This window comes from Saccharomonospora sp., assembly GCF_027317685.1.
Lineage (GTDB): Bacteria > Actinomycetota > Actinomycetes > Mycobacteriales > Pseudonocardiaceae > Saccharomonospora.
This window is the reverse complement of record NZ_DAHVQP010000134.1, coordinates 85,372-111,940: the sequence shown is the minus strand read 5'-3', so window position 1 is coordinate 111,940 and position 26,569 is coordinate 85,372. Positions and strand designations below refer to the sequence as shown.

28 protein-coding genes are annotated in these 26,569 nt (G+C 67.8%); 18 read left to right on the top strand and 10 right to left on the bottom strand.

The features are described 5' to 3' along the window. Positions 1-232: 232 nt before the first annotated feature. Positions 233-937, top strand: coding sequence for an RNA methyltransferase (locus M7H19_RS16695; protein WP_298182568.1), 705 nt, complete (start codon positions 233-235; stop codon positions 935-937). A gap of 69 nt (positions 938-1,006) precedes the next feature. Beyond that, positions 1,007-1,855: an SAM-dependent methyltransferase gene (locus M7H19_RS16690; protein ID WP_298182482.1), complete on the top strand. Its 849-nt coding sequence runs from the start codon at positions 1,007-1,009 to the stop codon at positions 1,853-1,855. Between the two features lie 70 nt (positions 1,856-1,925). Here the strand turns inward: M7H19_RS16690 and M7H19_RS16685 are convergent, their stop codons facing one another. Further along, positions 1,926-3,383 (bottom strand): aldehyde dehydrogenase family protein, encoded by a 1,458-nt coding sequence (locus M7H19_RS16685; protein WP_298182480.1) that lies wholly within the window; start codon positions 3,381-3,383, stop codon positions 1,926-1,928. Between the two features lie 362 nt (positions 3,384-3,745). On the opposite strand from M7H19_RS16685, the gene M7H19_RS16680 reads away from it, so the two are divergent. From M7H19_RS16680 to M7H19_RS16640, 9 genes are all read left to right on the top strand, one after another. Continuing rightward, positions 3,746-5,035: an MFS transporter gene (locus M7H19_RS16680; RefSeq protein ID WP_298182478.1), complete on the top strand. Its 1,290-nt coding sequence runs from the start codon at positions 3,746-3,748 to the stop codon at positions 5,033-5,035. A 181-nt stretch (positions 5,036-5,216) separates the two neighbouring features. Beyond that, the gene (locus M7H19_RS16675) at positions 5,217-6,770 is read left to right on the top strand and encodes a GAF domain-containing protein (protein ID WP_298182476.1); all 1,554 of its coding nucleotides are present in this window, start codon (positions 5,217-5,219) and stop codon (positions 6,768-6,770) included. Beyond that, complete coding sequence (locus tag M7H19_RS16670) at positions 6,770-7,450, top strand: response regulator transcription factor (protein WP_298182474.1); 681 nt, start codon at positions 6,770-6,772, stop codon at positions 7,448-7,450. The genes M7H19_RS16675 and M7H19_RS16670 overlap by 1 nt, the downstream gene beginning before the upstream one ends. Before the next feature lie 164 nt (positions 7,451-7,614). Beyond that, positions 7,615-8,355, top strand: a complete 741-nt coding sequence (locus M7H19_RS16665) for a PIG-L deacetylase family protein (protein WP_298182472.1) — start codon at positions 7,615-7,617, stop codon at positions 8,353-8,355. A gap of 11 nt (positions 8,356-8,366) precedes the next feature. Next, the gene (locus tag M7H19_RS16660) at positions 8,367-9,044 is read left to right on the top strand and encodes a 4-carboxy-4-hydroxy-2-oxoadipate aldolase/oxaloacetate decarboxylase (protein ID WP_298182566.1); all 678 of its coding nucleotides are present in this window, start codon (positions 8,367-8,369) and stop codon (positions 9,042-9,044) included. Between the two features lie 36 nt (positions 9,045-9,080). Next, the gene (locus tag M7H19_RS16655) at positions 9,081-9,788 is read left to right on the top strand and encodes an alpha/beta hydrolase (RefSeq protein ID WP_298182470.1); all 708 of its coding nucleotides are present in this window, start codon (positions 9,081-9,083) and stop codon (positions 9,786-9,788) included. A gap of 36 nt (positions 9,789-9,824) precedes the next feature. Beyond that, the gene (locus tag M7H19_RS16650; protein ID WP_298182468.1) at positions 9,825-10,112 is read left to right on the top strand and encodes a muconolactone Delta-isomerase family protein; all 288 of its coding nucleotides are present in this window, start codon (positions 9,825-9,827) and stop codon (positions 10,110-10,112) included. Continuing rightward, positions 10,109-10,459: a protocatechuate 4,5-dioxygenase subunit alpha gene (ligA, locus tag M7H19_RS16645; RefSeq protein WP_298182466.1), complete on the top strand. Its 351-nt coding sequence runs from the start codon at positions 10,109-10,111 to the stop codon at positions 10,457-10,459. Before M7H19_RS16650 ends, ligA begins: the two co-directional genes overlap by 4 nt. Then, positions 10,452-11,303: a class III extradiol dioxygenase subunit beta gene (locus M7H19_RS16640; RefSeq protein ID WP_298182464.1), complete on the top strand. Its 852-nt coding sequence runs from the start codon at positions 10,452-10,454 to the stop codon at positions 11,301-11,303. Before ligA ends, M7H19_RS16640 begins: the two co-directional genes overlap by 8 nt. 15 nt (positions 11,304-11,318) lie before the next feature. Here M7H19_RS16640 and M7H19_RS16635 read toward each other — a convergent pair whose 3' ends face one another. Next, positions 11,319-12,356 (bottom strand): LacI family DNA-binding transcriptional regulator, encoded by a 1,038-nt coding sequence (locus M7H19_RS16635; protein ID WP_298182462.1) that lies wholly within the window; start codon positions 12,354-12,356, stop codon positions 11,319-11,321. 129 nt (positions 12,357-12,485) lie between these two features. On the opposite strand from M7H19_RS16635, the gene M7H19_RS16630 reads away from it, so the two are divergent. The 3 genes from M7H19_RS16630 (at position 12,486) to M7H19_RS16620 (ending at position 15,594) form a co-directional block, all read left to right on the top strand. Further along, the gene (locus M7H19_RS16630) at positions 12,486-13,352 is read left to right on the top strand and encodes a PfkB family carbohydrate kinase (protein ID WP_298182460.1); all 867 of its coding nucleotides are present in this window, start codon (positions 12,486-12,488) and stop codon (positions 13,350-13,352) included. Next, positions 13,349-13,984 carry a nucleoside/nucleotide kinase family protein gene (locus M7H19_RS16625; protein WP_298182458.1) on the top strand — a complete coding sequence of 212 codons (636 nt, stop codon included), beginning with the start codon at positions 13,349-13,351 and terminating at the stop codon, positions 13,982-13,984. The genes M7H19_RS16630 and M7H19_RS16625 overlap by 4 nt, the downstream gene beginning before the upstream one ends. A gap of 224 nt (positions 13,985-14,208) precedes the next feature. Continuing rightward, on the top strand, positions 14,209-15,594 hold the full coding sequence (locus M7H19_RS16620) for an FAD-linked oxidase C-terminal domain-containing protein (protein WP_298182456.1): 1,386 nt from the start codon (positions 14,209-14,211) through the stop codon (positions 15,592-15,594). A 58-nt stretch (positions 15,595-15,652) separates the two neighbouring features. Here M7H19_RS16620 and M7H19_RS16615 read toward each other — a convergent pair whose 3' ends face one another. From M7H19_RS16615 to M7H19_RS16595, 5 genes are all read right to left on the bottom strand, one after another. After that, positions 15,653-16,039, bottom strand: a complete 387-nt coding sequence (locus tag M7H19_RS16615; RefSeq protein WP_298182454.1) for a hypothetical protein — start codon at positions 16,037-16,039, stop codon at positions 15,653-15,655. A gap of 56 nt (positions 16,040-16,095) precedes the next feature. Beyond that, positions 16,096-17,268: an N-acetylglucosamine-6-phosphate deacetylase gene (nagA, locus tag M7H19_RS16610; RefSeq protein ID WP_298182451.1), complete on the bottom strand. Its 1,173-nt coding sequence runs from the start codon at positions 17,266-17,268 to the stop codon at positions 16,096-16,098. Positions 17,269-17,329: 61 nt separating this feature from the next. Then, positions 17,330-17,953 carry a SigE family RNA polymerase sigma factor gene (locus tag M7H19_RS16605; RefSeq protein WP_298182564.1) on the bottom strand — a complete coding sequence of 208 codons (624 nt, stop codon included), beginning with the start codon at positions 17,951-17,953 and terminating at the stop codon, positions 17,330-17,332. A gap of 155 nt (positions 17,954-18,108) precedes the next feature. After that, positions 18,109-18,606, bottom strand: a complete 498-nt coding sequence (locus M7H19_RS16600) for a pyridoxamine 5'-phosphate oxidase family protein (protein ID WP_298182449.1) — start codon at positions 18,604-18,606, stop codon at positions 18,109-18,111. 9 nt (positions 18,607-18,615) lie between these two features. Next, positions 18,616-19,533, bottom strand: a complete 918-nt coding sequence (locus M7H19_RS16595) for an SDR family oxidoreductase (RefSeq protein WP_298182447.1) — start codon at positions 19,531-19,533, stop codon at positions 18,616-18,618. Between the two features lie 118 nt (positions 19,534-19,651). Here M7H19_RS16595 and M7H19_RS16590 point away from each other — a divergent pair, with 118 nt between their 5' ends. From M7H19_RS16590 to M7H19_RS16580, 3 genes are all read left to right on the top strand, one after another. Then, positions 19,652-20,494, top strand: a complete 843-nt coding sequence (locus M7H19_RS16590; RefSeq protein ID WP_298182445.1) for an LLM class F420-dependent oxidoreductase — start codon at positions 19,652-19,654, stop codon at positions 20,492-20,494. A gap of 165 nt (positions 20,495-20,659) precedes the next feature. Continuing rightward, positions 20,660-21,688, top strand: coding sequence for a class II fructose-bisphosphate aldolase (fbaA, locus tag M7H19_RS16585; protein ID WP_298182443.1), 1,029 nt, complete (start codon positions 20,660-20,662; stop codon positions 21,686-21,688). Between the two features lie 49 nt (positions 21,689-21,737). Beyond that, entirely contained in the window at positions 21,738-22,151 is a 414-nt protein-coding gene (locus tag M7H19_RS16580; RefSeq protein WP_298182440.1) for a DUF3151 domain-containing protein, read from the top strand. 36 nt (positions 22,152-22,187) lie between these two features. Here M7H19_RS16580 and M7H19_RS16575 read toward each other — a convergent pair whose 3' ends face one another. From M7H19_RS16575 to M7H19_RS16565, 3 genes are all read right to left on the bottom strand, one after another. Next, positions 22,188-22,874: an HNH endonuclease family protein gene (locus tag M7H19_RS16575; protein WP_298182438.1), complete on the bottom strand. Its 687-nt coding sequence runs from the start codon at positions 22,872-22,874 to the stop codon at positions 22,188-22,190. 131 nt (positions 22,875-23,005) lie between these two features. Next, on the bottom strand, positions 23,006-24,253 hold the full coding sequence (locus tag M7H19_RS16570) for a lipase family protein (protein WP_298182436.1): 1,248 nt from the start codon (positions 24,251-24,253) through the stop codon (positions 23,006-23,008). A 148-nt stretch (positions 24,254-24,401) separates the two neighbouring features. Then, the gene (locus tag M7H19_RS16565; protein ID WP_298182562.1) at positions 24,402-25,073 is read right to left on the bottom strand and encodes a hypothetical protein; all 672 of its coding nucleotides are present in this window, start codon (positions 25,071-25,073) and stop codon (positions 24,402-24,404) included. A gap of 80 nt (positions 25,074-25,153) precedes the next feature. Between M7H19_RS16565 and M7H19_RS16560 the strand changes: the two genes are divergently transcribed. Beyond that, positions 25,154-26,440 (top strand): adenylosuccinate synthase, encoded by a 1,287-nt coding sequence (locus tag M7H19_RS16560; RefSeq protein ID WP_298182434.1) that lies wholly within the window; start codon positions 25,154-25,156, stop codon positions 26,438-26,440. The last annotated feature ends 129 nt before the right edge of the window (positions 26,441-26,569 follow it).

The following is a 26,569-nucleotide window of genomic DNA, read 5'->3' as shown; positions in this document are numbered from 1 at the left end:
ACTAGCAATCGCTTTCCTGCCCCGACGGAAGGTATGGCGACCTTGCGAGCAGGGGTGATGCGGGGATATGCGTCGTACGCGCGACTGTCACAGTTCGGTACCGACGAGAACAGTCCTTGGCGACCCGCCGTCGACGCCCACCCGTCGTCCCCGCCGAATCCTGTGTGAGGTAGCGCGCCCGGTGGGAAACACGGCCCGCGCCGCCACGCACAATGGCGGTGTGGACGGTCGGATGAGTCAGGACATCTCGGAAGGAACGACCGAACCGGTGGGGCCGACCGAGTGGACCTACCGGCACGAGGTCGGTGTGGGGCCGTGGGAGGGCCCGTGGCCCGAGGACGACCGGTACGACCCCGAACTGTTGAGGCACGGTGACCGTCGCAACGTCGTCGACGCGTATCGCTACTGGCGTCGCGAGGCGATCGTGGCGGACCTGGACACGCGCAGGCACCCGTTCCACGTCGCGATCGAGAATTTCCAACACGACCACAACATCGGCACGGTTGTACGTACTGCCAACGCCTTCGCCGTGGCCGCCGTGCACATCGTGGGCAGACGCCGATGGAACCGGCGTGGTGCGATGGTGACCGACCGTTACCAGCACCTGCACCACCATCCGCAGGTCGCAGGACTCGTCGAGTACGCGGCCGAGCACGGTCTGGCGATCGTCGCCGTGGACAACACCCCGGGGGCGCACCCGGTGGAGACGGTACGTCTGCCGAGGGAATGCGTGCTGTTGTTCGGGCAGGAAGGACCCGGGTTGTCCGAGGAGGCACAGCAGGCGGCGGAGCTGGTGGTGTCGATCGCGCAGTTCGGCAGTACGCGTTCGATCAACGCGGGCGTGGCGGCCGGCATCGTGATGCACACCTGGGTGCGGCAGCATGCCGACCTTTCGGCGGCGTGGGAAGCCCGCTCACCGATTCCATCGGACAGTTGAGTGCGCGAGCTCCCCTGAAGCTACTACGGTGTAGCCCAACCGTGAGCAAGATCAGGCCGAGGAGCCCGAATGGCTGAGGAGCAGGTGCTCGATCCGGAGTCCGTTCCGGTCAAGGTTGATCAGACCAAAGCCAGCATTGCCCGGGTTTACGATGCAGCGCTCGGTGGCAAGGACAACTACGCCGTCGACAGACAGGTGCTCGAACAGGCGCGTGCCGTGACACCGGCGATCGAGGAGCTGGCCTGGGCCAACCGGAACTTCCTCGTCAGAGCCGTGCGATTCCTCGCCATCAACGCCGGGATCACGCAGTACCTCGACTGCGGGTCGGGCCTGCCGACCGCTGAGAACACCCACCAGATCGCTCAGCGATACCACCACTCGGCCGAGGTGGTGTACGTCGACAACGATCCGGTCGTGCTCGCACACGGCAACGCGCTGCTGGTCGACAACGAGTACACGCACATGGTGGACGCGGACATCTTCAAGCCCGCCCAAGTGCTCGGCCACAGCACGGTCACCGGATACCTCGACTTCGACCGCCCCATGGCGTTGCTCCAGGTCAGCACGTTGCACCACTACACGGGTGATCTCGCCGAGATGATGCGCGAGTATCTGGACGCGTTGGCGCCCGGTTCCTACGTGGTGTTCTCGCACCTGCTGGACCCGCAGACTCCCGAGCTGTCTCCGACGGCCCGGCAGTTGGAGCAGGTGGCGTTGAACAGTTCGATGGGGTCGGGGACGTTCCGCACCCGCGAGGAACTCGAACGCGTCGTCGAAGGCTGGAAGATCGTGCCGCCGGGCCCGGGCCAGGAGCCCCGAGCCTCACTGTGTGACGAGTGGTGGCCGGACGGCCCGAAGCTGCGCCCGCGCACCGCGACGGAACATTTCTTCGGCTGCATCGTGGCGCGCAAGCCCTGACTTCGGGCCGCCGGACTTCACTGTCGCACTAGAACTGTCCTATTGCGACTTATCGGCTCCTGCTGCCGTCTTACTCCGCCGGGATTCCGACGGCGTGGGTGTCCATGAACTCCCGCAGGCCCTCGAGCCCCATCTCGCGGCCCATGCCGCTGTGGTTGAACCCGCCGAACGGTGCGCGTTCGTCGAGATTGGCCGCGCTGTGGGCGTTGATGAACGTGTAGCCCGCGTGCAACCGGCCGGCGAGCGCGGCGGCGTGGTCCAGGTCCCGGGTCCACACCGACGACGCCAGGCCCGCCCAGTTGTCGTTGGCGCGTGCCACGACGTCGTCCTCGGAGTCGAACGGCAGGATCGGCACGGTCGGCCCGAACTGCTCTTCCTGCACCACCCTGGAGTTCTCGGGCGGGTCGAGGACGAGCGACGGACGCAGGAAGTTGCCCCGGGACAGGTCCGTATCCGGCGCGGGCTGTCCGAACTCCTCGACCCGCGCGCCCGCCTTGGTGGCGTCGGCGAGGAGTTCCTGCACGTACTCCTTCTGTCGGGCGCTGTGCAGCGGGCCCATGGTGACGTCCTCGCGCAGCCCGTGGCCCAGGCGCGTGGCGGCGAGCAGCTCCGACAGTCCCTCGACTACCTCGTCGTAGCGGGAACGGTGCACGTAGAGCCGCTTGACGGCCATGCAGATCTGGCCGGTGGAGTCGAAGATGCCGGAGTAGAGCCGCCGCATGGCGTCGTCGTCGAGCTCGGCGTCGGGGAGCACGATCGCCGGGTCGTTGCCGCCCAGCTCCAGTGCCACACGGGTCAGTGACTCCGCCGCCATCGACATGATCTTCTTGCCGCCGCCCGGGCTGCCGGTGAAGCAGACCTTCTTCACCCGGTCGTCCTGGATGAGCGCGGGGCCGATCTCCGCGTCGGTGCCCGTCACGACGTTCAGCACGCCTGGTGGGAGCGACTGCGCGACGAGCTGCACCGTGCGGACGGTGGCCAGCGGCGCGGTCGGTGGCGGCTTCACCACCACGGTGTTGCCCGCGAGCAGCGCGTACGGTAGGGCCGCGGCGAGGATGGCCAGCGGCCAGTTGAACGGAACGATGATCGTGACCACACCGAGGGGGCGGTAGGCGATGCGGGTGCGGTAGGGCGGGGCCGGGAGTTCTCTTGCGGCTTCCACCTCGTCGGCGAGGTCGGTGGCCAGCTTGAACCGGTGGGCGAACACGAACGAGTCGGCTATCGACTCGGGCAGGATCTTGCCGTTCTCCCGCGTGAGAATCTCGGCCGTGGCCGTCCTGTCGGCCTCCAGGGAGGGTAGGGCCTCGGTGATGAGCTCCGCCCGCTTCTGCGGCGACAACGCCGCCCACTCCGGGAAGGCCCGGTGCGCGGCCGCGACGACCTCGGTGGCCTGTTCGGCGCTCGCCGCGGCGGCGTGTCCCACGACGGATTCACCGTCGGCCGGGTCGATCACCGTGAGTACGTCGTCGGCGGTACGCACCTCACCGTCGACGAACAGGTCGGTTTTGATTTCGGCGAAAGACTTCATTGTTCTTCCCCTGCAAGGTCGAAGGGTCCACCCTTCCCCCACGGTGGAATATTTTGAGATCCAAGGTAGTCCGCGCACTCGCGAGCCCACTTGTGACTTCCAGCGTGTTTTCCCTCACCGGGACGGTGGGATGAGGCGCGACATATGACGTAGCGGCGATACCACCGAAGACGTCATGCAGGCGCGTCAGTGGACTCGCGTCTTTCGAGCATTTAGCGACTTGGATATCGGGGACCGGCAGACGCATACAGACACACAGGTTTCCCGTGCTGTGCCGTGTCCATCGAGCACGCAGTTCTTAGCGTCCAGAGGAGTACGCAGCCGTGCAGACATCCGCAGCTACCACAAGCTCGAGTACTCAGGTGAAGAGCGGACCGCCGAAGAAGGGCATCTTCGCGGCGAGTTTCGTCGGCACTTCGATTGAGTGGTACGACTACTACATCTTCGGTACCGCCGCCGCGCTGGTATTCGGAACGCTGTTTTATCCGGAGTTCTCGTCGGTCGCGGGAACGCTTGCGGCGTTCGGGACCTTCGCCGTGGGATTCATCGCCCGGCCGCTGGGTGCGGCGTTGTTCGGACACTTCGGTGACCGGCTCGGCCGTAAGCCGATGTTGGTCCTGACTCTGGTGCTCACCGGCGGTTCGACGTTCCTGATCGGCTTGTTGCCGACGTACGCCGCCATCGGTGTCGCCGCACCGCTGTTGCTCGTCGTCCTCCGCCTCATCCAGGGCTTCGGTGTCGGTGGCGAGTGGGGTGGCGCGGTGCTCATCGCGACCGAACACGCGACTCCGAAGCGGCGCGCGATCTACGGCAGCTTCGCCCAGTTCGGCGTGCCGATGGGTGTGTTGACCTCGAATCTGGCGTTCCTGGCCGTGTCCGGCCTGCCGGACGACGACTTCCTGTCGTGGGGTTGGCGTATCCCGTTCCTGTTCAGCTTCGTGCTCGTGATCGTCGGGTTCCTCGTGCGCAGCAAGCTTGAGGACGCTCCCGCTTTCGAGAAGGTCAAGAAGCAGAACAAGGTCAGCAAGGTTCCCTTCGTGGAGCTGTTGAAGCAGCACCCCCGCAACCTCGTGCTGGGCAGTCTCGCCGCCATCGCCCCGCCCGCGGTCGGCTACACGGTCACCGTGTACATGCTCACGTACGGGACCACGGAGGTCGGCTACGAGCGCAGCACACTGCTGATGCTGATCATGTCCTCCACGATCCTGTGGATGATCACGATCGTCTTCGCGGCGCTGTTGTCGGACCGGTTCGGTTCCAAGCTCGTCTACGCCATCGGGGCGTTCACGGGAGTCGTGTGGCCGTTCCCCATGTTCGCGCTGGTCAACACGGGCGAAGTGGGGCTCGCGATGGTCGCGTTCATGGTCGCCGCGGTGGTGCAGGGCATCATGGCGGGCGCGCAGGGCGGCCTGTTCACCGAGATCTTCGGCGTTCGGGTGCGCTACAGCGGAATCTCCATCGCCTACCAGATCGGCGGCATGATCGGTGGCGCGCTCACGCCGATCATCGCGACGGCGCTCTACGGGGCGTACGGTTCGTCGACCCCGCTGGCGCTGTACATCACCGGCCTGTGCCTGGTCAGTCTGGCCACAGTGGTCGGTCTGAAGGTCGGCCGCGGTTCCGATTCGGAAGCCGTTCCGGTGAATGACTGACCACTCTCCGCATTGGACGCTGTTTCCAGGTGGCCCGGCCCGTTGACACAGTGTGACGGGCCGGGTCGACTCGGGTAGCGGGGCGTGCTCAATACGGCATTCCTCACATATGTTGTGAGTGGCGTCGTGCTCCGAATGTGCTGCGCACAGGCGCCAGATGAGCGAGGCAGGAGGTGTGACCATGAGCCATACCGCTGCCCGGGGAGAGACCGCGCTCGACACCGCGGTGTTGCGGGAGCTGGTGGAGCTGTCCGGTGACGGGCTCGCCGTGCTCGACGACCGCGGTCATTTCGTGACGATCAATCCGGCGGGCGTTCGCATTCTCGGGATCCCGGAGGACCGACTGCTCGGCACCCGGTCCCCCTTCGACGGTTCGCGCCGGAACACGGCCCCGTCCTGCGACGAGGCGGAACGCGCCGCGTGGGTAGGACCCGACGGGCGCAGGCGGTACCTGGAGTACCGCGTGTCAGGGCTGGCGGACGGGCGCGCGGCGGTCTGGTTCACCGACATCACCGAGCTTCTGCGCCAACAGGAACGTCTCACGGCCATCACGCGCGCGGCGTCGAGTGTGGCGGACTCGGGTTCTCTGCGCGAGACGCTCGACGCGATGGCACGCGAAGTGGGCACCACCGCCGGCATCTCAGCCGTCCAGATCCTTGCCATGGACGACCCGGACGAGGAACTACGTCTGCTCGGCATGGCGGGGTTCGGCGAGACGACCGACTTCGTGGAACGGCTGGCCGAATGCAGGCGGCGGGGCGCGGACATCCGGTTCCTGGAGGCTTTGGAACGCATGGAGCCGGTGGTCGTACTCCACCGCAAGCCGGTCATCATGGCCGATCCCGCGTGGGAACCGCTGCACGTGATCATGGATTGGCCCGATTGGGACAGCTTCGCGTCGATGCCGCTCGTGGTGCGCGGGCGCACGGTCGGAGTCATCAACGTCTACTACGCGCCGGGCGAGGACCCGGGGCCGAGCTCGCTGGCGTTCCTCTCCGCGATGGCCGATCAAGCCGCCGTCGCCATCGAGACCGCGTCCCTGCTGACCCGCACCCGATCGCGTGCCCAACTCGACGAGCGGCGCAAGCTCGCCCGTGACCTGCACGACTCCGTGGTCCAGCACCTGTTCTCGATGGGAATGCAGGCCAGGGCGTTGCGGGCTCAACTGGACCGTCCGGACGCCGACCTGCGCCAGATCCGCAGTGGAGCGCAGGAACTCGCGGAGCTCTCCCAGAACGCGCTGGCCGATCTGCGAGGGCTTGTGTTCGAACTGCGTCCGCTGGAGTTGGCCGAACGCGGTCTCGTGGACGCCGTGCGCTCACACGCCGCGAGCCTGCAGACGCGTACGGGGCTGACGATCGACGTGCGCGCCCCGGTGGGCGACTCCCTCGACCTGGATCCCGAAGTGGCCGAGGACGTCTACCGTATCGTGCAGGAGGCGTTGCACAACGTGGTCAAGCACTCCGGCGCGACCAGAGCCGACGTCACGATCACGACCCCGGAACACGACCACCGGGGACTGTTGGTGAAAGTGTCCGACAACGGCCGGGGCAAGGTGCAAAAACCGCGGGAGCGGACCGCCTTCCGACGGGAGAGCCTCGGACTTCAGTCCATGCGGGAGCGCGCCGAGAGGTGGCGGGGACGGCTGGTCGCGGGACCGCGCCCCTCGGGTGGTTGGACGGTGGCCGTGAGCCTGCCCGCACAGGGCACCTATGCGATGAAGGAGGCGTCCTGATGTCCGAGCAGTCCACGGTGCCCGAGGTCATCCGTGTGCTGGTGGTCGACGACCACGCGATCGTCCGCCGTGGCCTGCGCGCCTACCTGGAGACCGTCTCGGGCATCGAACTCACCGGTGAGGCGGCGGACGGTCAGGAGGCGCTGGACCTTCTGAAGGAACGGCACGTCGTGGGCGATCCCATGCCCCACGTGGTGCTCATGGACCTGCACATGCCGCGGATGGACGGTATCGAGGCCACCCGGTCCGTTCTCGCTTCGTACCCCGACGTGAAAGTCGTCGTGCTCACCAGCTTCAGCGAGGCCGAGCGCGTGCACGCCGCGCTCTCGGCGGGCGCGGCCGGATACGTGCTCAAGGACGCCGAACCCGAGGAGGTCGCCACAGCGGTCAGGGCGGCAGCGAAGGGCGAGGTGCACCTGGACGCCGCCGTGGCGAGGTTGCTCGCCCGCCGGATGGCGTCACCACAGGTGGGGGTGACGTCGCTGACGGCGCGGGAACGCGACATCCTCGTGCTCGTGGGACAGGGCCTGTCCAACAGGGAGATCGCCGAACGGTTGGTGATCAGCGAGCGGACCGCCCGCACGCACGTGAGCAACGTGCTGAGCAAGCTTCAGTTGTCGTCCCGCACCCAAGCCGCGTTGCTGGCCATCAGGGAAGGGCTCGTCTCTCCGCCCAGCTAACGGCACGTGGACCGAGACGGATGACGTAGTCGCCGGGAGCCTCATCGGCCGGTGCCGTCGCGTCATCGCTCCGATTCTTCCGAGGTCGGTCGCTTCTAGGTTCGGACCTAGGCGCAGTCGCCCCACCGGGCGCGCGGAACCGACCAAGGGAGGTCTTCGAAGCCGTGAGCACGACGTCTGACAATTCGGCCGCTCCGTCGGTGTTGGTGATCAGTGCCCACTCCGGCGACTTCGTGTGGCGGGCGGGTGGTGCCATCGCGCTGACCGCGCATCGTGGCGCTGCTGTGCACGTGCTTTGCCTGTCGTTCGGAGAGCGCGGCGAGTCGCGGGGGCTGTGGAAGCAGGAAGGCATGACGCTGGAGCGGGTCAAGCAGGCCCGCCGCGAGGAGGCGGCCGATGCCGCCGAGATCCTCGGCGCCAGCATCGAGTTCTTCGACCTCGGCGACTACCCGTTGCGGATCGACGCCGAAGTGGTCGACCGGATCGCCGGTGTCATCCGGGAACGCAAGCCCGACGTGCTGCTGACGCACGTGGCCAACGACCCGTACAACCGGGACCACAACCAGGCTCACGAGACGACGTTGACGGCCCGCATGATCGCCCAGGCCCATGGGGCCGACCTGAGTATCCCGCCGCTGGGGGCGCCGCAGGTGTTGCAGTTCGAGCCACACCAGCCCGAGGTGTGCGGCTTCTACCCCGAGCTGCTGTTGGACATCACGCCCGTGTTCGACCGGAAGGTCGAGGCGATGAAGCGCATGAGCGCGCAGGAACACCTCGTCCGCTACTACATCGACCTCGGTATGCGGCGTGGTGTGCAGGCCGTGCGTAACGGGGCGCCGAGCTCGGTGGAGTACGCGGAGGCCTACAAGCGGACCTTCCCGACCGTGGGAGCACAGCTGTGGTGAACCGGAACGTCATCGTTCGCACGAGGAAGCGTCCCGACGAGGACGCGGTCGCCGAGTTGCAGCGGCTCGGCGTGGCCACCGTGCACGAGGCCATGGGGCGGCGCGGCCTCACCGAGCCGGTGCTGCGCCCGATCTACCCGGGCGCCCGCATCGCGGGCCGGGCCGTCACGGTGCTCAGCCAGCCCGGCGACAATCTCATGATCCACGCTTGCATCGAGCAGTGTGGACCCGGTGACGTGCTCGTGGTGACCACGACTTCGCCGTCGGTGGACGGCATGTTCGGCGAGTTGTTCGCCACTCAGCTGGCCGCCCGGGGTGTACGCGGCCTGGTGATCGAGGCCGGTGTGCGGGACGTGGCCGACCTCACCGAGATGGGCTTTCCCGTGTGGTCGAAAGCCGTGTCGGCGCAGGGAACGGTCAAGGCGACCCCCGGTTCGGTCAATGTTCCCGTCGTGTTGGCGGGAGTCCGGGTGGAGCCGGGTGACGTCATCGTGGCTGACGACGACGGCGTGTTGTGCGTGCCTCGGTTGGAGGCCCCGGAGGTCGCTGCCAAGGCGAAGGAGCGGGAGGCCAACGAACAGGCCAAGCGTGAGCAGTTCCGTGCCGGGGTGCTCGGCCTCGACATCTACGGAATGCGCGAGAAACTCGAACGCCTTGGTGTGACCTATGTGGACGATGATGAGGAGTGAGCGCGGAATGCGCGGGCATGTCGCGGTGGTGGTCGCATGAGTACTTTCGTTCTCGTTCACGGCGCCTGGCACGGCGGTTGGTGCTGGGGCAGGGTCACGCCGTTCCTGCGTGAGGCGGGGCACGACGTGTACACGCCCACCCTCACGGGACTGTCCGAGCGGGGGCATCTGCTCTCGCCGCTCGTGGGGCTCGACACCCACATCGAGGACGTGGTGCGGCTGATCACCGTGCTCGGGCTGCAGGACGTGGTGTTGGTCGGACACAGCTACGCGGGCCAGGTGATCAGCGGGGTCGCCGACAGGTGCCCCGACGTGATCGCGCGGCGCGTGTACCTCGACGCGTTCGTCGGCGACGACGGCGAGCGGGCACGCGACCTGCTGCCCGACGAGGTCGCCCACCACTGGGCGTCGTCGGCGGAGGAGCAGGGCTTCGGATGGCTGGTGCCCGTACGCAAGCTGTCCGTGCTCGGGGTGACCGAGCAGGCGGACGTCGACTGGCTGCTGCCCAAGCTGACCCCGCACCCGTGGAAGACCTACACCGACCCGTTGCGCCTCACCGGGGCGGGCACCGAGGTACCCGCGACGTTCATCGAGTGCGTCGACTGGATGAGGGTGTTCCGGGCGCAGGCCGACCGGGCCCGGCAGCAGGGCTGGCCGGTCCACGACCTGCACACCGGGCACGAGGCGATGGTGACGGCGCCGAAGGAACTCGCCGAGCTTTTGTTGGAGTGCGCCAAAAAGTGATGGCCCTGCCGTAGGACGAGCCGATCAGGAGTCGACATGGAGTTTTTGGTCAGGTCGGAGAACCGGTTGCCTCCGACGACACCGCCCGAGGAGCGGGAGCGGCTCCGGGCCGCTGAACGGGAGCGCGCCATGGAGCTGCGTGCCCAGGGCGTGCTGAAGCGGCTGTGGCGCGTCCCCGGCCGCAACGCGACGGTCGGTCTCTACGAGGCCGACGACCCGGCGCAGCTGCACGACGCGCTGATGTCGTTGCCGATGGCGCCGTGGCTGGATGTGACGGTGGAGCCTCTGGCGACTCACCCGCAGGAGAAGGGCACCTCGTCATGAGCAAGGTGAATGTCCCAGGCACGCACGTGTTCGACGCCGAGTCGAGTCGGCGTGGCTACAACCTCAACAAGATGTTCATGTCGTTGCGGGAGCCCGCCGCGCGTGAGCGGTTCAGCGCCGACGAGGCGGGTTACTGCGACGAGTTCGGACTGACCCCCGAACAGAAGCAGGCCGTGCTGGATCGGGACTGGAAGAAGCTGCTCGACCTGGGCAGCAGCATCTTCTACGTCCTGAAGCTGGCGATGCTCGACAAGAAGTCGATGCAGTACCTCGGTGGCGTGTTCACCGGGATGACCGAAGAGGAATTCGTCGCGATGATGCGAGCGGGAGGGCGGACCAATGGCTGAGGTGATCTGGGGTCTGGCGACCTCGCACGTGCCCTCCATCGGCGCTGCGATGGACAACGGGAAGACCGACAACGAGTACTGGAAGCCGCTGTTCGACGGCTACCAGCCGGCGCGCGAGTGGATGGCGCAGCACCGTCCCGACGTCGCGATCGTCGTCTACAACGACCATGCCAACGCGCTCGACATCGACATGGTGCCGACGTTCGCGCTCGGCATGGCCGACAAGTACCGGGTCGCCGACGAGGGCTTCGGCCCGCGACCGGTCCCCGACGTCGTCGGTGACCCCGACCTGTCGTTCCACCTGCTTCAGCAACTCGTGGACGACGGGTTCGACATGACGGCGATCCAGAACCTCGACGTCGATCACGGCCTCACCGTGCCCCTGTCGGTGTACTGTCCCGAGCCCGGTGACGCGTGGCCGTGCGCGGTGGTGCCGCTGTTGGTCAACGTCCTCCAGTACCCGCAGCCGACCGCCGCGCGTTGCTACGAGCTGGGCAAGGCGCTTGGTAAGGCGATCCGCTCGTACGAGCGGGACGTGAAGGTGGCGGTGTTCGGTACCGGTGGCATGTCCCACCAGCTCGCGGGCGAACGCGCCGGACTCATCAACCCCGAGTTCGACCGCATGTTCCTCGACAAGATCCAGACCGACCCCGAGTACCTGGCCGGACTGACCCGTGAGGACTACGTCCGGGACGCGGGCTCGGAAGGGTTCGAGCTGGTCATGTGGCTGACCATGCGTGGTGCGCTGAACGAGCGGATCACGCGGGTGCACGACACCTATCACGTCCCCGCGTCGAACACCGCCGCCGCGTTGGCGTTGTTCGACAACCGTGCACAGGGCTGAACGATCCGACCGAGTTCAGCCGGTTCCGATTCCCGGAGGGCAGCCGCACGACTGTCGGTGGCGCAGTGTCGGCGGTAGCCGCACGGTTTCGAAATCCCGGTCGGGGTCGCGCAGGCGGGTCAGCAGCAGTCGCACGGCCCGCCTGCCGATCTCGGCCACCGGTTGCGCCATCGTGGTGAGTGGCGGCTCGACGAGATCCGCCCATTCCGGGTCGTCGTAACCCACGAGGGCGAGGTCGGTGCCGATGCGGAGCCCGCGCCGTCGGGCCTCGTGCAGTACACCGACCAGCATGGCGTCGTTCGCCACGACCACGGCCGTCACCGGGTCGGGTCGATCGAGCAGGCGCGCCAGGGCGTGAGCGCCCCCTTCTCGTTCCGAATGTCCACAGGCCACCAGGTCGGGGTTCCACGGCAGCCCCGCCCTGCCGAGGCCGAGCCGGTAGCCGAGGGTGCGTTCGTCGCTGGTCGCCAGTCCTTCGGCCCCGCTGATCAGGCCGATCCTGCGGTGGCCGTGCGCGGCGAGATGTTCGGTGAGCGCCGAAGTGGACTGGATGTTCTCCACCCCAACCTGGTCGAGTTCTCCCTTGGGGCTCAGCCGATCGACGAGCACCGTCGGCGCCCCGACCGATTTCAGTTCGGAGATGACCTCTTTGTCTCCCGGCACGGGTGTGAGCAGGAGCCCTTCCACCCGGCGTGCCCGCAGGGCCCGCACGATGGCCTGTTCGGTGGCCACGGTGTCGTGGGTGTCGGCCAGCAACACGGTGTAGCCGGCTGTCGCGGCTTCCCGCTCGATGGCCTGGATGAGCGTGGCGAAGTACGGATTGGCCAGCAGCGAGATCGCCACGCCGAGTGAGCGGGTGCCGCCTGTGACGAGTGAACGCGCGATGACGTCACCCGTGTAGCCGGTGCGTTCGATGGCGTCGAGTACGGCGGCCCGTGTCTCCGGTGCCACCGGCCGGGTTCCGTTCACCACGTGCGAGACCGTGGTGATGGACACCCCTGCGAGTTCGGCGATGTCGCGCTGTGTGGGTCTGCTCGCTCGTCCCGGCGGCATGGTTCCCTTCTTCGCACGTGTCGCGGCGTCGGTGTCGACTCCTGGACAAGCGTTTGCGCAAACGCTTGCAGGGGAGGATAGCCCCTGCTTAGCTTTCCGTCAGGGAGTTTTGTCCGGGAGGTCGCGGCCGTGAGGGTGCTGTTGGCGGGCTTGTGCACCGTCGACGTTGTGCAGCGCGTGCCGCACCTGCCCGAGCCGGGCCGCAAGGTGCAGTCCACCGACGTGTCCGTCGCCGCGGGAGGACCCGCCACCAACGCCGCCGTCGCCGTCGCCTCGCTCGGGGCGGAGGCCCTCCTGCTCACCGTGCTCGGTCGTCATCCTCTCGCCGAACTCGCGCGTGCCGACCTCGCCGAGTGCGGGGTCACGGTCCTCGACGCGTTGCCGCGGCGCGACGGACCTCCGGCGATCAGCGCCGTCGCCGTCCGGGACCACGACGGCGAGCGCACCGTGGTCTCACACAACGCGGCCGCGGTAGAGCCCGAAGCACTGTCCTACTTCGACACCGACGCTCTCGCCGGGATGCTGCCCACGGGGGCACCGGATGCGGTGCTCGTCGACGGGCACCATCCGGCGCTCGCTCTCGCCGCGAGCAGGTGGGCGAAGGCACACCGGCGACCCGTCGTGGTGGACGCGGGAAGTTGGAAACCCGTGTTCACGCAAGTGTTCGGTCTGGCCGACGTGGTGGCGTGTTCGGCGCAGTTCACGGCCCCGGAGGGCGCGCTCGCCGAGGTTCCCGTGGTCGTCACCACCGCGGGACCGGACCCGGTGCGTTGGCGTGGCCGGAACGGTTCGGGCGAGGTCGCCGTGCCGGTCGTGGAGGCTCGTGACACGCTCGGAGCGGGCGATGTGTGGCACGGTGCGTTCGTGTCCAAGGTCGGGGCCGTCGACATCGGAGAAGCGATCGAGTTCGCCAACGCCGTGGCTTCCGAACGGGTGCGGCATGTGGGGCCTCGAAGCTGGATCGGCCCGGTCAGGGCGATGATGGGAGTGACATGACGTCGTTCGACGAACTGCTGACGCGCGCACACCGGCTCGTGGACCGGGGAGAGCGCACATTGCTGGGCATCGCGGGAGCACCCGCGGCGGGTAAGACGTCTCTGGCGTGGCAGCTGGCCGACGCGCTCGGCGCGCACGCGGCCGTGGTGGGCATGGACGGCTTCCACCTCGCGCAGGTGGAGTTGAGCCGGCTGGGCAAGAGCGACCGCAAGGGCGCGCCCGACACGTTCGACGCCCACGGCTACGTGCACCTGATCAGAAGACTCGCGGCGGGGGACGAGCTGGTGTACGCGCCGGAGTTCCGCAGGGAGATCGAGGAGCCCATCGCGGGCGCCGTTCCTGTGCCGCCGAGCGTGCGCCTGGTGATCACCGAGGGCAACTATCTGTTGCTGGACACCGAACCGTGGAGCGAGTTGCGCTCGCTGCTCGACGAGGTGTGGTTCCTCCGGCCGGACGAGGACGACCGGTTGGCCAGGCTCGTGACCCGGCACCGTAAGTTCGGCCGGTCGCTGGTGGAGGCCCAGCAGCGCGCGCGTGGCTCCGACCAACGCAACGCCGACCTCATCATGCGCACGGCGGAGCGTGCGGATCTGATCATCGAGGACATGGAGTTGCCGCAGTTCGCCGTGTGAGCCGCAACGGGCTCCGGTTGCCGGAGCGGGTCAGGTGGTGACGGCCTTTCGGAGCCGTTTCCGGCGAAAGGCCGCCTGTCCTGTCGGCGGCGTGCACGTGCCACCGGTGTCGATCGCGAAAGAGCACCACGCCTGCCAGCACGTCTGTCAGGGTCCTTGCGGCCCCCGCGCTGACCGCTCATGGTGCTGTCAATGATTTGCGGTTAACCCGTTAGCGTTGGTGTATGAGCAACAAAGCCCTGCTGGACCAGCTGCGCGCCGAGCTCGGTGCCGCCGTGGTGACGGACGTCGATGTCATGGCGACCTACTCCCGCGACCAGATGCCGCTCGCGCCCGCGGGTACACCACTGGCCGTGGTGTTGCCCGAGGACGTCGACGGGGTGCGTGCCACCGTCCGGGCGTGCGCGTCGGCGGGGGTGCCCGTGGTGCCGCGCGGAGCGGGCAGCGGGCTCAGTGGTGCGGCCAACGCCGTGGACGGCTGCGTCGTCCTCGTGACCACGAAACTCGACCGGATCGTCGAGGTCGATCCCGACAACCGGCTCGCCGTCGTGCAGCCCGGTGTGGTGAACCAGGCCCTGCGGGACGCCGTGGCGAAGCACGGACTGTTCTACCCACCCGACCCGTCCAGCTACGACTGGTGCACCATCGGCGGCAACCTGGCCACCAACGCGGGTGGCCTGTGCTGCGTCAAGTACGGCGTCACGTCCGATTTCGTGCTCGGCCTGGAGGTGGTGCTCGCCGACGGCTCACTGCTGCGTACCGGGCGGCGCACGGTGAAGGGAGTGGCGGGCTACGACCTCACCAAGCTGTTCGTGGGCAGTGAGGGAACCCTCGGCGTCATCACCGAGGCGACGCTCGCGCTGCGTCCTCTGCCGCAGGCGCCCGCCACGCTGGTGGCGGCTTTTCCGTCGGCCCCGGCCGCGGGAGAGGCCGTGAGCCGGATCGTGCGCGAGGGGCTCGTGCCGTCTTTGATGGAGATCATGGACGCCGCGACGATCAACGCGGTGAGCGGTTACCTGCGTACCGACCTGGGCGTCGGTTCCGAGCGGGGAACGTTGTTGCTCTGCCAGTCCGACATCGGTGGTGAGCAGGCGAGTGCCGAGTTGGCGGCCGTCGAACGGATCTGTTCGGAATCGGGCGCCGAGATGGTCTACCACACCGACGACCCGGCGGAGGGCGATCTGCTCATGCGGGCCCGCCGCGTCACGCTTCTCGCGCTGGAGAGCATGGGTTCCTGCATGACCGACGACGTGTGCGTGCCGAGGACACGCATCGCCGAGCTGATCACAGGGTGTGAGCGCATCGCCGAGGAAGTGGGACTCACTGTGGCCGTGGTGGGACACGCCGGTGACGGCAACATGCATCCCACGGTGGTCTACGACGCTGCGGCGGAGGGCGAGTTCGACCGGGCGAAACGCGCTTTCGACGCGATTCTGGAGCTGGGGTTGTCCCTCGGCGGGACGGTGACCGGTGAGCACGGCGTCGGCAAGTTCAAACAGGAGTGGCTGGCTCGCGAGATCGGCCCGGTGGGACTCGACGTGCACCGGCGCATCAAGCGGGCACTCGACCCGGAGAACGTGTTCAACCCCGGTTCGATGTTCTCGCTGTGACCGTTTTTTCCGGCTCTGCTGTGACGCCCCACGGCCCGTCGGTGTTCGCGAGGGGCTGTCACAGCAGGGTCAGCAGGCCGACGATCGAACCGAAGGCCAGGCCGAGGGAACCCGCGAGGATCAGTACCCAGGGGGCGGGCAGAGGATCGGACACGCGGCGGTGACTTCCCCGTGACGGCGTCGACATGGTCGCCTGCCGTCCCTCCGTGTCGAGCGCCGCGCGCCGGAGCTTCAGCGATTCCTCCCCGGCCCCGGACAGCAGCCCGTACCCGCCGGAGAGGTCCGCCATCGGTGCCGGAGGTTGCCCGGACGTGGCGGACTCAGCGGACGGCGTCTGCTGGGCGGGCGAAGTCTGTTGTGCCTGTTGTGTCGCCCGTGGTGGGGGTGCATACCTCGCCTGCGCACGCAACGCCTCCGCCAGCAGGCGCTCCGGGTCGTCGCTCATCGACGTTCAGCGTAGTCCGCCGGCGTCGGATGTCCGACGCCCATCGAGAGGCATCTTCAGGCGACCTTCGGGACGTGACCGTCGGCCCAGGCCCCTCGCCGCAGCACTCCGAGGGGCCGCAGGTCGTCGTCCAGCACCACGGCGTCGGCCGACAGGCCGGGTCGCAACGCGCCCGTGTCGCCGTCGACGCCCAGCAGCTGAGCCGGCCGGGTGGCGGTCGCGGCGACGGCGTCGGCGATGCCGAGTCCCGCGCCGTGGACGAGGTTGCGGAACGCGGCGTCCATGGTGAGCGTGCTGCCCGCGAGCGACCCGCTGTCCGGCAGCGTGGCCACGCCGTCCTTGACCTCGACTTCCAGACCGCCGAGCCGGTAGGAGCCGTCCGCGACGTCGGTGGCCGACATGGCGTCGGTGACGAGCACGGTCCTCGACGGTCCCGCGTGGCGGGCGGCGAACCGCACCACGTCGGGGTGGAGGTGCACGAGATCACAGATCAACTCGACGGTCACCCGGTCGTCGTCGAGCAACACCCCCACGGGGCCGGGTTCCCGGTGGTGCAGTGGGCGCATGCCGTTGAACAGGTGCGTCGCCACGGTGGCACCTGCATCCACGGCTGCCCAAACCCGCTCGGCCACCGCATCGGTGTGTCCTATGGCGGCGATCACTCCGGCTTCGCTGAGCCGGCGCACGGCCTCGATTCCGCCGGTGAGTTCGGGGGCGAGTGTCACCATGCGGATGTGTCCACGGCCCGCCTTCAGCAGGTCCTCGACGACTTCCGCGTCGGGGTCGCGCAACACCGCCGGGTCGTGTGCGCCGCAACGGGCCTCGGAGATGAACGGCCCTTCCAGGTGGATGCCCGCTAGCTCACCGTCGGTGACCAGTTCGGTGAGCGCGGCCATCTGGTCGGCGAGCTCGTTCGGGGGTGCGGACACCAGGCTCGCCAGGAGAGTGGTGGTTCCGTGCCTGCGGTGGGTTTCCACGGCCGTGCGCGCTTCGGCCGGGTCTGCGCTGGTGAACGAGCCGCCGCCACCGCCGTGGCAGTGTATGTCGACGAATCCGGGCACGACATGTGCGCCGCCGAGGTCGAGGTGTTGTCCCGGCGGTGGGTCGCCGACGCCCACGCCGCTGATTCGTTCTCCGGAGACGGAGAGCCAACCGTCGGCGAGCATCCCGTCAGGACAGTGGATGCGGCCGCCGGTGAGGACCAGATTGTCGCTGCCGTTCACGACCACATCTTATTGGTCCAGACCAGGGAGCGGGTAATGGTCGAGGAGTGATACTGCTTGCGGTCGGTCAGCGGGGGACCGAGCGACGTCCGTCGTTCATCGCCCGCTGCAACGCGTCCAGCGCGCGGCTCGCCGTGGATTTCACGGTGCCCCGCGAGATGCCCGCGGCCTCGGAGATCTCGGCTTCGGACAGCCCGCCGTAGTATCGCAGTACCAGCACTTCCCGCTGCCGGGGCGGCAGCTTCGACAGCGCGTGCACGACTGCCTGGTGTTCGGTGGACAGCATGGCCAGGCTCTCGGCCGACCGCGCGTTGACCGCGTGCGGAGGCACGTAGTCGCGAGCGGTCTTACGCCTGCGCAACACGCTGCGGGAGCCGTTCACCACCGCTGTCCGCAGATACGACACGGCCGCGGCGGCGTCGCGCAGTTTCCCCCAGTTGCGGTGCAGACCCGTGAACGCCTCCTGCACCACGTCCTCGGCCGTGGCTGGTTCGTCGACCAGCAGGATCGCCAGTCGCACCAGCCGCATCCGATGTTGCCGGTAGAGGTCCTCGAGCGTGAGCGGTCCCGAGGGTTGAGGCCGCCGTGCGGGCGCGTCCAACGTGCGCAGGTGGGATAGCGTCTGTTCGACGTCGCGTTCCACTCCGCGCGTGGCCTTGCGGTGGCGTGTCGGCTCGGCGCTGCCGTGCATCCGAAACCTGCCCATCCTCGACGATTAGCTCCCTGTGCGGAGAGCGTATCGGCTGCCGGTCCACTGACCCAACAGACGGGCGTGAGGACCGCCCGAACGCACTTGCGCGGGGCAGGCCCGTCCTTTCCTTCCTGGTCAGCCTGCCCGCGGTCTTCTCAGTAGCCTCCGCCGAGCTTCGTGCCGAGCTTCGTGTGGTCCCAACTGACGATCTTCGTGGGGGTGCAGATCAGCCCGACTCGCTTCGGTGCCTGCGCGGCCACCGCTTTTTCGAGCGCGTCGACGTCCACGCCCGGCGTGTAGCGGCGGGCGAGGTCGAGGCCGATGGCGGCCACGGCGTTGGTGTCGGTGACGAGTTCGATGTCGCACTCCATCGACACACCTCGAAGCCGGTCGTAGGAATCGCCCGACTCGATCAGCAGGGTCACCCGCGGGTCTCTGCGCAGGTTCACCGCCTTCTGCGACTTGCCGTAGGTCCAGGTGGCCAGCCGCAACGGTGGGGTGGCGTCCGGAGCGAGGTCGCGGGGGACGTACCACAGCGGTGCCAGGTGTGGCCTGCCGTTCGGGCCGAGGGTAGCCAGGGTGACCACGGTGTGCTCGGTGACGTAGTACACGAGTTCGTCCGCGCTCATCCGGATCGCGTCGCGTCGGGACATCTCGACCGCCTACTTCCGGGTGAGTTCCGTGGCGGCGCGGCCGGAACGCCCCGTGATGGCGGCCTTTCGCGCGCCGCGCCGGGCGATGTCCTCCAGTGCCGCCTTGTCCGCGCGGGGCACTCGGAAGCGGGCGCCGATCTCGACGATCGGCGGCAGGAACGCCCGGATCAACTTCAGCGCGCCGACCCAGCGCGGGACGTGGATGGTGCGGGCCCTGCGCTTGATACCGTCCTGCAGCTGGTCGAGCGCCAGGTCGAGCGGGTACGTCTTGCCGAGAGGTCCGGGCAGGCCACTGCGGAGCTTGCCGAACACGGGGTGCGCGTCGGCGCTGTCCACGAGGTCGGTTTTGATCCACGTCGGGTGGGCGACGCCGACCTTGACACCGAGGTGGGCGACCTCGGCGCGCAGGCTGTTGCAGAACGCCTCGACCCCGGCTTTGGCGGAGGCGTAGTTCGCCATGCCCGGGGCGTGCGTGACGGCGGCGAGCGAGGAGATCGCCAGCAGGTAGCCCTTGCGCGCGATCACGTGGGGCATGGTGACGCGGAAGGTGCGCCACACGCCGAGCAGGTCGATCTCGAAGACCCGTTCGAACGCGGCGGGGTCCACCGAGCGGACGAAACCGGTGGTGGCGATACCGGCGTTGGCGATCACGATGTCGATCCCGCCGAAGTGGTCCACCACGCCGGTGACGGCCTTCTCCAGTGCCGCCCAGTCGGTGACGTCGGCCTCCCACGACTCGGCGGACGGGCCGATGCGCTCGGCGACCTTCCGCTGTTCATCGGCCTCGATGCCCACCAGCGCGACCTTGGCTCCGTCGGCGGCGAGTCGTTCCGCGAGTCCTGCGCCTATACCTCTCGCCGCGCCGGTGATGAGCACGACCTTGTTCCGCACGTTTCTGCGGGCCGGGAACGTTGGCAGCAGCGCCATCGGAACGCCTCCTCGCTTGCGGTCTGGCCGGACGTTACCGGAACTTACTCGAAGTAGGCTACTTCACGGTAGGGTGAAATCGGGAATGATCACCGCACGCGACGGTGTTGCTTCGACCATGACGGTAAATCCTGGCTCGATCGGCATCTGGCGTCCGGCGTTCCAGCTCGACGCCGAGCTCGCGACCGAAGTGGAGAAACTCGGCTACGGTGCCATCTGGGTCGGCGGCTCCCCGCCGGAGGACCTGGAGATCGTCGAGACCCTGCTCGACGCCACCGAACACATCGCCGTGGCCACGGGCATCGTCAACATGTGGCAGGCCGACCCGGACGCGCTCGCCCGTTCCTGCCACCGGATCGAGGCCAAACATCCGGGCCGCTTCCTGTTGGGTGTCGGGGTAGGACACCGCGAGGCCACTCAGGAGTACCAGAAGCCCTACGACAAGATCGTGTCCTACTTGGACGCCTTGGCCGCGGCGGATGTCCCGGGTTCGGCCACTGTGCTCGCCGCGCTCGGCCCGAGAGTGCTCAGGTTGTCGGCCGAGCGCACCGCCGGAGCGCACCCTTACCTCACCACGCCCGAACACACCCGCAGGGCACGCGAGATCCTGGGTGACGGTGTCCTGCTCGCACCGGAACAGAAGGTGGTCCTCGAATCCGATCCGGAGCGGGCTCGGCGGCAAGCCCGGCCCATGGTCTCCCGGTACCTCGAACTCACCAATTACGCCGGTAATCTCCGCAGACTCGGCTGGACCGATACAGACCTCGTCGACGGAGGTAGCGACGCACTCATCGACGCGCTCGCCGTGCACGGCGACGCGGACACCATCGTGCGAGGTGTCCGGGCCCATCTCGACGCGGGAGCCGACCACGTGTGCGTCCAGGTATTGCCCATGGACATCGACCCGCTGCCGGCCTACCGGGCGATCGCCGACGCCATGGGGCTGAGCACGGCGGTGTGATCTGGTAATCCGCGTCACCGCGCGAAAACGTGCCGCCTCGTAGGATGCGGGCAAAGGAGGTGTTCCGGCCGATCGGCGCCATGCCCGCCATGTCTGCTGTGTCTGCCACGTCGAGGCAGGGCCGGGACCACGTCCGGCAAGCGCCCGCATCCGAGGAGGACAACGATGCCCATCGCTACACCCGAGGTCTACGCCGAGATGCTGGACCGGGCCAGGGCGAACGAGTTCGCGTACCCGGCGATCAACGTGACCTCGTCCGAGACGCTCAATGCCGCATTGCGGGGTTTCGCCGAGGCGGAAAGCGACGGGATCATTCAATTCTCCACCGGTGGCGCCGAGTTCGCCTCGGGCCAGAAGGTGAAGGACATGGTCACGGGTGCGCGGGCTCTGGCCGAGTTCGCGCACGTCGTCGCGGACAAGTACCCGGTCAACATCGCGTTGCACACCGACCACTGCCCCAAGGAGAAGCTCGACGGGTTCGTCAACCCGTTGATCGAGATCTCCAAGGAACGGGTCAAGCGGGGTGAGAACCCGCTGTTCCAGTCCCACATGTGGGACGGTTCGGCGATCGACCTCGACGAGAACCTCAAGATCGCTTCCGACCTGCTCGAGAAGGCCGCCGAGGCCAAGATCATCCTTGAGGTGGAGATCGGCGTCGTCGGCGGTGAGGAGGACGGTGTCTCCAACGAGATCAACGAGAAGCTCTACACCGCCGAGGGCGACTTCTTAAAGACCGTCGACGCGCTCGGCACCGGTGAGAAGGGCCGGTACCTGCTCGCCGCGACGTTCGGCAACGTGCACGGTGTGTACAAGCCCGGCGCGGTGAAGCTGCGTCCGGAGATCCTCAAGCGCGGTCAGCGGGTCGCCGCCGAGAAGCTGGGACTGCCCGAGGGTTCCAAGCCGTTCGAGCTGGTGTTCCACGGCGGTTCCGGTTCCGCTCTGGAGCAGATCCACGAGGCGATCTCGTACGGCGTGGTGAAGATGAACATCGACACCGACACCCAGTACGCGTTCACCCGTCCGATCGCCGCGCACATGTTCACCAACTACGACGGTGTGCTGAAGGTCGACGGCGACGTCGGCAACAAGAAGACCTACGACCCGCGCAGCTACCTCAAGAAGGCCGAGGAGTCCATGGCCGCGCGCGTCGTCGAGGCTGCTGAACACCTGAAGTCGGCGGGCCGCAAGCTCTGACGCTCCGCCGCCTTGAGCCACGCCGTGCGTCATGGCGCACAATGACGTCATGACGCACGGCAACCTTCTCGAACCCGATCCCACTCGTCTCCCGGAACGTCCCGACGCGCAGTCAGCTCTCGACACGGACACCGATCCGGCGAAGGTCGCCGCCGAGTACCCCGATTTCAGCGAGGCCTGGGCCGCGCTGGCCGAACGGGCCCTGGCCGATGGCGACAACATCGCCGCCTACGCCTACGCGCGCACCGGCTATCACCGCGGGCTCGACCAACTGCGCAAGGCGGGCTGGAAGGGTTTCGGCCCGGTGCCGTGGTCCCACCGCCCCAACCAGGGTTTCCTGCGCTCGGTCGCGGCGTTGGCGCGGGCGGCGCAACGCATCGGCGAAACCGACGAGTACGAGCGTTGCACCAAGCTCGTCGCCGAATCCGACCCCGAAGCGCCGAAGGCGCTGGGCCTGGAGTAAGCGGCGGTAGGCAGTCCGGTCACGTCGTTCCGCCGGTCAGCAGCGGTCGAGCATGTCCTCCAACGCGGTGACCTCGTCCTGCTCGACCGTCAGGTCCCAGGTGTGCTTCACGTCGATCCAGTCGATCGCGTAGGTGCACCAATAGCTTTCCAGCGGCGGCTTCCAGTCCTCGGGTCCTTGGTCGCCTTTGGACTGGTTGACGCTGTCGGTGACGGCGAGCAGGTTCGCGCCTTCGAGGTCGTTGGCGAACCGCTCCCGTTCGTCGTCGGTCCAGGCGTCGGCGCCGGTGCGCCACGCCTCGGCCAACGGCACGACGTGGTCGATGTCCACGTCGGAGGGATCGGTCCATTTCTCACCGTCGTACGGGCTGGTCCACGATCCCGAGGTCGGATAGCAGTCGGAGCCCACTTCGACGTCGGTGCCGTCGCGTTTGAGTACCGCTTCGCGCGTGTTGCAGTTCTCGCCCTGGTTGCTCCAGTGCGGGAACCGGTCGCGGTCGTAACCGTCGAGGCTGCCCTCGGCGGCCACGGTGAGTTCGGCGAGTTGTTTCCGCGCCGACTCCGCGTCTGCGGTGCCGGGCGAGGAGCTTTCCGCTGGTGACGACGATTCGCTCGCGCTCGGTGTGGCACCACCGGCTTCGGCGTCCTGTCGGGCAGCGCAACTGGCCAACAACAAAGCACCGACGGTGATCAATGCGATCCGGAGAGTAATCGATCGTGTCACGCCTCGACTGTGACCGATCGGGGAAAGCACATCAATACTTTCGTGCCATGCCACACGAATAGACGCACGTGGGGCCACCCGGAAAACCCGGGTGGCCCCACGTGGTCGATCGGGTTCAGTCGTCCCGGTCGTCAGGAACCGAGCAGACTGTCACAGTTGTTCCGCGGCTTCTCACCGTTGAGCATCCCGGCCATCCAACCGACCGCCTGCGGGTAGGCCCGCAACATGCCACCGATGTGCGACGGGACGTACGAGGTGGTGAACTGCACCGTGCCGCCCTGTTCACACCAGTCCACGGCCATCTGCCTGCCCTGGTTGTAGGGCACGATGTCGTCCAGCTTGCTGTGCAACACGAACACCGGGACATCGGGTGCGCGCTGACCGATCCGCTGTTCCGCGACCACCGAGGCGTACGGCTCCTCGTCGAGGTACTCCTCCAACGCCCTGCCGTCCTTGGTCAGGTCGGAGGTGTCCATGAACGCGTACTTCAGAATGGCGTCCTCGGTGCACGCCTCGGCGAGTCCGTCCATCAGCCGCCTGCCCTCGTCGTTCACCACGTCGTTGAGGTTGATCTCGTCGTAGGCGGCGTCGAGGCTCAACAGCGAGAACCCGAGGAAACCGGCGGCGTAGTGGCGGTCCAGCACGGGTGCGACCTCCGCGAGGTTCGCCGGCGGCGCACCGGCATAGGCGCCCTTGACGTCGAGCTCGGGTGCGTACTCGTCGATGAGTTCGGCCGCCGCGGCCGAGGCACCACCGCCTTGCGAGTATCCGGCGAGCACCACCGGGCTGTCCGCGGACAGGTCCGCATCCGGGACCCGCTGCGCCGCGCGCGCGGCGTCCAACACGGCGTGCGCTTCCGCCGCGCGGTTGACGTAGGTGTGCATCCCCGGAGTGCCCAGGCCCTCGTAGTCGGTGACGACGACCGCGTAACCGAGGGCGAGTAGGCCGGTGACGAACGGCCCCTCGTACTCCAGACCCAGCGCCAGCTTCTTCGACGGTGCACAGTCGTCGCCGACGCCCTGCGTCCCGGGCGCGTAGCTCACCAGCGGTCGGGCACCCTCTCCCCGCCACTTCCGTTCGGGCACCAGCAGTGTGCCCGTGACGGCGTTCGGAGCGCCGTGGGTGTCACTGCTGAGATACATCAGCCGATGGACGTCGGCGTCCGGTTCGATGAGTTTGACGGGGTCGAGATAGAATTCGCCGGGTTCGTGTTTGAGGAGATCGCCGGGATCGCCCGCGGGTAGTGGTGACGGTGGAGTGTAGAAGTCCTCTTCGTTCTCCGCGGCGTGCGCGGTGGTGCCGGCCGTGAGCACGGCCAGCCCGGTGATCCCGGCAGCCAGCGTGGCTAGGAGACGTCGAGCCCGACCAGGTGGACGCATGGGCGCTCCTTGTGAATTTTCGACAACTCTGTCCCGAGTCGGATTCTGTGGCGACAACGGGCGTTGTCAACGTGTGGTGGAGCTATTGCTCCTCAACCCACGAATCGGAGCGCCGACCTTGCTCATCCGATGACAAAAAATCACATGTTCAAGCCGGGCGGACCAATCTCAGGTCCTGGGTGTGCCGGTACCACGTCCACCGTTCCATCGGCCGGGCGTACGGCACCCCGTCCGAGACAGGGGTGACGGGATCACAACCGAGCTGGAACGCCCTGCCCTCGTACGTCGTACGGCGCCGCCGGAAGCGGCCACGCGTCACCGTCACGACCAATCCCGCCGGTCCCGCGTGCACTTCGAGGGACCGGGCCTCACCACGCAGCGCGACGGTGTCGTCGCAGTACCCGATGCCCCGCACGGGCGCGATGACGCCCCGCCCCACCAGCACGCCGCCCACGTCGTCGCGAATTAGCGGTACCGGGTTCTCGGCACCGGTCAACGCCAGCCGCTGCGCGGCGGCGGGTTCGGTCGGCAAGCTCCACAAAGCGGCGACACCCGACCGGGGATCGGTGGGGACGAAGCCCACGACGGTGGAGGCCAGCAGGTCCTTGCGCAACAGCCGCAGTGCCACGGCGGCCAGGTCGGCGTCGGTGCCCGCCACCACGACGGTGCGCTCGGTCGACTCGTCCCGGGCGAGCAGCGGGTCGACCTCCCGCTTGCCCGGCCGGGGTGGAAGTTCCTCCAACGTGACGTCGCTCGCCACGGAAGTGATGTCCGGTAGCGATTCGGCCGCGTCTCCGCAAGCCAACACCAGTCCACCCATGCCGTGCTCCTCGGTTAGGCTCATGCACCGGCATCTTGATGCGCGCCATCCATCCTGCCGTCGAATACCAGGAGTGTTACATGCCGGCCATCGTGCTCGTCGGTGCCCAGTGGGGCGACGAAGGCAAGGGCAAGGCCACCGATCTGCTCGGCGACCGTGTTCAGTGGGTCGTCCGTTTCCAGGGCGGCAACAACGCGGGCCACACGGTCGTCCTGCCCGACGGTCAGGACTTCGCGCTGCACCTCATCCCGTCCGGCATTCTCACGCCCGGAGTCACCAACGTGATCGGCAACGGCGTGGTGGTGGACCCTGGCGTCCTGTTGGACGAACTGGCGGGTCTGGAGGAGCGCGGGATCAACACCGAGAAGCTGCTGATCTCGGCCGATGCGCACCTGATCATGCCGTACCACGTGGCCATCGACAAAGTCACCGAGCGGTACCTCGGGGCGAAGCGGATCGGCACCACCGGGCGCGGCATCGGCCCGTGCTACCAGGACAAGGTCGCCAGGGTGGGTGTGCGGGTCCAGGACCTGCTCGACGAGAAGATCCTGCGCCAGAAGGTCGAGGCCGCACTGGAGTTCAAGAACCAGGTGCTGGTCAAGGTCTACAACCGCAAGGCCCTCGACGTCGACGAGGTCGCCGACACCGTGCTGGCCCAGGGCGAGAAGTTCGCCCACCGCATCGCCGACACCCGGCTGGAGCTCAACAAGGCACTGGAGCGTGGCGAGACGGTGCTGTTGGAAGGGTCACAGGGCACCCTGCTCGACGTCGACCACGGCACCTACCCGTTCGTCACGTCGTCCAACCCGACCGCCGGAGGGGCGAGCGCCGGGTCCGGGATCGGTCCCGGCCGCATCACCACGGTGCTGGGCATCCTCAAGGCCTACACGACCAGGGTCGGCTCGGGGCCGTTCCCCACGGAACTGCACGACGAGGCCGGTGAGAACCTGCGCAAGGCCGGTGGCGAGTTCGGTGTCACCACGGGCCGTTCGCGTCGCACGGGCTGGTTCGATGCGGTGATCGGGCGGTACGCGGCGCGGGTGAACGGCATCACCGACTACTTCCTGACCAAGCTTGACGTGCTGTCGGGACTGGAGCGTGTGCCGGTGTGCGTGGCGTACGAGGTGGACGGCCGCCGCGTCGAGGACATGCCGATGACCCAGACCGACGTCCACCACGCCGTGCCGATCTACGAGGAGCTGCCCGGCTGGCAGGAGGACATCAGCGGCTGCCGGAGCTTCGACGAACTGCCGGCCAACGCGCGGGCGTACGTGGAGCGGCTGGAGGAGCTGATGGGTGCCCGTATCTCGGCCATCGGCGTCGGCCCCGGCCGCGAACAGACCATCGTCCGCCACGAGTTCGTCTGACCGTCCGACGCAGGCTGCGTCGTCGTGTCCGCAGCCTGCGTCGTCGTGTCCGCAGGTTAGGTAGCTGTGTCCGCAGCCTGCGTAGCTGTGTCTGCAGCCTGCGTAGATGTCAGCACCTCACGACACTGC